This window comes from Methylobacterium sp. WL18, assembly GCF_008040015.1.
GTDB classification, from domain to species: domain Bacteria; phylum Pseudomonadota; class Alphaproteobacteria; order Rhizobiales; family Beijerinckiaceae; genus Methylobacterium; species Methylobacterium mesophilicum.
Genome location: NZ_VRVD01000472.1, coordinates 1 through 3,719 on the forward strand (window position 1 = coordinate 1; position 3,719 = coordinate 3,719).

The window sequence follows — 3,719 nt, forward strand, 5'->3', positions numbered from 1 at the left end:
GCAGCACCGGCACCGCGTCCGGCCGGGACCGTCACGGTCGCGGTGCCGGTGCTGCCGCGCATCGCCAATTTCGACGACCTCGACCCGCTCCGGGCCGAGCCCGGGGTGTCGGTGGTGCTGGTCCGCCCCGGAACGCCGATCCCCGCGGAGGCCGCCCTGGTGCTGCTGCCGGGCTCCAAGACCACGATCGACGACCTGGATTTCTTCCGGGCCGAGGGCTGGGACGTCGACCTGCACGCCCATGTCCGGCGGGGTGGGCGGGTGCTCGGCCTGTGCGGCGGCTACCAGATGCTGGGGCGCAGCCTCGCCGACCCCCACGGGATCGAGGGGGCGCCCCGCACGGTGCCGGGCCTCGGGCTCCTCGACGTCGAGACGGTGATGACACCGGACAAGCGGCTGGCTGCGGCCACCGGCACGAGCCTGGCCGACGCGGTGCCGTTCACGGGCTACGAGATGCATATCGGCGCCACGCACGGCCCCGACGCGGCCCGACCGCTGCTGCGGCTCTCCGACGGGCGCACCGACGGGGCGGTCTCGGCGGACGGGCTGGTGGCCGGGACCTACGTGCACGGCCTGTTCGCGCACGATGCCCAGCGCGCGGCCTGGCTCGCCCGCCTCGGCACGGTCTCGGAGGGGGCGGGCTACGAGGCGGGGGTCGAGGCGGCCCTCGACGGCCTGGCGCGACACATCGCGGCCCATGTCGACTGCGACCGGCTGCTGGCGCTTGCCCGGTAGGCGAGGGCCGGGCCAGGGATTACTCTGTGTAATGCCGGCCCTCGCCACGAGGGGCCGCACGGCTCCAGAGGAACGCCAGATGCCCCCCACGCAATCCCCGGTTGGGGAAGATTTCGCCGAGAGCACCGTCCGCACGGTGACGGTGCGGCTGATGCCGCTGCTCGGCCTCCTCTACCTGATCGCCTATATCGACCGGCAGAACGTGTCCTACGCCAAGCTGGACATGGTCGGCAGCCTGGGTCTCAGCGAGACCGCCTACGGCCTCGGCGCGTCGCTGTTCTTCCTCGGCTACTTCCTGTTCGAGGTGCCGGCCAACGTGTTCCTGGAGCGGGTCGGCGCCCGGGTCTGGTTCGCCCGGATCATGTTCACCTGGGGCATCGTCACGCTCCTGCTCGGCTTCACCCAGAACGCCGCGATGTTCTACGTGCTGCGCTTCCTGCTCGGCGCCGCGGAGGCCGGCTTCTTCCCCGGCGTGCTGTTCGCGCTCACCCTCTGGTTCCCGCAGGAGCACCGGGCCCGGATGATCGGCTGGTTCATGATCGCCAGCGCGGTGGCCAACGCGGTCGGGGCGGCGATCGGCGGGGCGCTGCTCGGCCTCGACGGAGTCCTGGGGCTGGCGGGCTGGCAATGGGTGTTCCTGGCGACCGGGGCGCCGGCGATCGTGATGACCGTGGTCGTGCTGCTGATCCTGCCGAACGGCCCCGAGACGGCGCCCTGGCTGTCCCAGGACCAGCGCGACTGGCTCGCCCGCACGCTCCGGGCCGAGCGCGAGGGCGGCGGCCTCGTCGACCACGGCAATCCGTTCGCGGCGCTCCTCGACAAGCGCGTGCTGATGCTGGCCGGGGTCTACGTCTCGCTGCCGCTGGCCGCCTACGGGCTCGGCTACTGGCTGCCCACGGTGGTCAAGGGCTTCGGCGTCTCGAACCTCACCAACGGCTTCCTGAACATCATCCCGTGGGTCGCCACGGCCGTCGCCCTGTGGTGGGTCCCCCGCCACGCCGCCCGCACCAACGCCCAGGGCAACGCCCTGACCTGGCACGTGGTCGGGCCGGCGCTGGTCGGGGCGACCGGGCTGGCGTTGAGCGTCATCCTGCCGGGCAACGCCGTGAAGTTCGCGTGCCTGTGCGTGGCGGCGGCCGGGACGTTCTCGGCCCAGCCGGTCTTCTGGTCGATGCCCGCGACCTTCCTGCGCGGGGCGACCGCGGCGGCCGGGATCGCGGCGATCAACTCGGTCGGCAACCTCGGCGGCTTCGTCGCGCAGAACATGGTCCCGTTCATCCGCGACCAAACCAAGAGCGACCTCGTGCCGATGCTGTTCCTGTCCGCCTGCCTGGCGATCGGAGCCGGGGCGATGTTCGTGGTGCTTTCCGCCCTGCGGCGGGATGCGGCCAAGCGCGCGACGACGACGAGGCCCCGCGCCGCCTGAACATCGGTCGGCATCGCGCGTTATCCTTCATCGTGCCGCTCAATCCGGCACGATGATGCGACCTCGCGCTCCCGCGGGACATCATCGATGAGGGTACCGCAATGAGCGAAGGCATTCCGCTTCTGATCCTCGCCCTGGGCACTCTGGGCGGCGTCTGGTTCCTGGCTGCCGCGGCCCGGAAACAGGTCGCCGACGCCAAGGGTTCGCCGGAACGCTCGAGCGTGATCCGCGATCACGGCGGCGCGCCGCGCCAGAACATGCCGGGCACGGAGCACTGACGGATCAGCCGGCGGCGATCCGCCGGCAATGGTCGAGGGCGGCGCCGATCAGGTTGTCGCTGGCCTCGGGCGTACGAAAGGCCGAATGCGCCGACAGGACGACGTTCGGCAGGCCCGCGAGCGGGTGGTCGGGGGGCAGCGGCTCGACCGTGAACACGTCGAGCCCGGCCCCGGCGATCCGCCCGGCGCGGAGCGCCTCCACGAGGGCGTCTTCGTCGATCACCGCGCCCCGGGCGGTGTTGATCAGGATCGCGCCGGGCTTCAGGGCGGCGATGCGCGCGGCCGACAGGAAGCCGCGCGTCTCGTCGGTCAGGAGGAGGTGGAGCGAGACCACGTCGCTCTCGGCCAGCAGCCGTTCCAAGGGTACGAACGCGACGCCCGGATGCGTCTTCGGGGTCCGGTTCCAGGCCAGAACTCGCAGGCCGGCGCCGTTGCAGAGCCGCGCCATCTCGGCCGCGATCCCGCCGAAGCCGATCAGCCCGACGGTCTTGCCGGTGAGCTGGATCGCCTCGGTGCGCAGCCACCGCCCCGCCCGCATCGCCCGGTCCATCTCGGGCAGGCCTCGGGCGGCGGCCCACATCAGCGCGAAGGCGCATTCCGCGACCGCGGTGTCGCCGTAGCCCTTGATCGTGTGGACCGTGACGCCGCATGCGGCCCGGAGCGCCTCCGGGTCCATGTAGCTGCGGGCGCCGGTGCCGAGGAACACCACGTGCCGCATTCCCGTGCAGGCGCGGGCCACGTCGACCGGGAGGGCGGTGTGGTCGATCACCGCGATCTCCGCGCCGGCGAGCCGGGCGGGCAGGTCCTCCGGGGCGATGTCGGGCTGGAGGTTGATCGCGAACGCGGGATCGTCCGGCCGCAGCAGGCGGCGCGCCACCGCCGCCAGGGTCTCGCTGGCATCGACGAACACCGCGCGCATCGGCTTCTCCTTAGTCCCGCTCAACCCGGCGTAGCGCATCCTCCCGAAAGGTGGGTGCCGGCTTTCGGAAAAAGATGATGCAAACCAGAGCCCTGGCGCAGGCCGTACCGTCGGGTCAGCCCATCGCGACGAGCCAGAGGGCGAGCAGCGCCAGGACGAGCCCCCCTTGGATCAGGCAGGCCGTGCGGTAGAGGGTCAGCGCCCGGGCGATGTCGTCGGCCGTGGCCTCGGCCCGGCCGTCGCCCATATGGGCGTCGGGGACGAGGGTACCGTCATAGACCCGCGGGCCGGCGAGCCGCAGGCCGAGCGCCCCGGCCATGGAGGCCTCGGGCCAGCCGGCATTGGGCGAGCGGTGGTGGCC

4 protein-coding genes and 1 pseudogene are annotated in these 3,719 nt (G+C 72.3%); 3 read left to right on the forward strand and 2 right to left on the reverse strand.

The window, feature by feature from the left end; all coding sequences use genetic code 11:
* The 3 genes and pseudogenes from FV228_RS23130 to FV228_RS33355 form a co-directional block, all read left to right on the forward strand.
* Positions 1-735 (forward strand): annotated as a pseudogene (locus tag FV228_RS23130) (cobyric acid synthase CobQ); the annotation flags it as partial.
* A 79-nt stretch (positions 736-814) separates the two neighbouring features.
* On the forward strand, positions 815-2,161 hold the full coding sequence (locus FV228_RS23135; RefSeq protein WP_147856733.1) for an MFS transporter: 1,347 nt from the start codon (positions 815-817) through the stop codon (positions 2,159-2,161).
* Between the two features lie 101 nt (positions 2,162-2,262).
* The gene (locus tag FV228_RS33355; protein WP_187277872.1) at positions 2,263-2,439 is read left to right on the forward strand and encodes a hypothetical protein; all 177 of its coding nucleotides are present in this window, start codon (positions 2,263-2,265) and stop codon (positions 2,437-2,439) included.
* 4 nt (positions 2,440-2,443) lie between these two features.
* On the opposite strand, the gene FV228_RS23140 is transcribed toward FV228_RS33355, so the two are convergent.
* The gene (locus FV228_RS23140; RefSeq protein WP_147856734.1) at positions 2,444-3,358 is read right to left on the reverse strand and encodes an NAD(P)-dependent oxidoreductase; all 915 of its coding nucleotides are present in this window, start codon (positions 3,356-3,358) and stop codon (positions 2,444-2,446) included.
* Positions 3,359-3,473: 115 nt separating this feature from the next.
* Positions 3,474-3,719: cobalamin biosynthesis protein (locus tag FV228_RS23145; RefSeq protein WP_147856735.1), on the reverse strand; the 246-nt coding region annotated here is incomplete at its 5' end.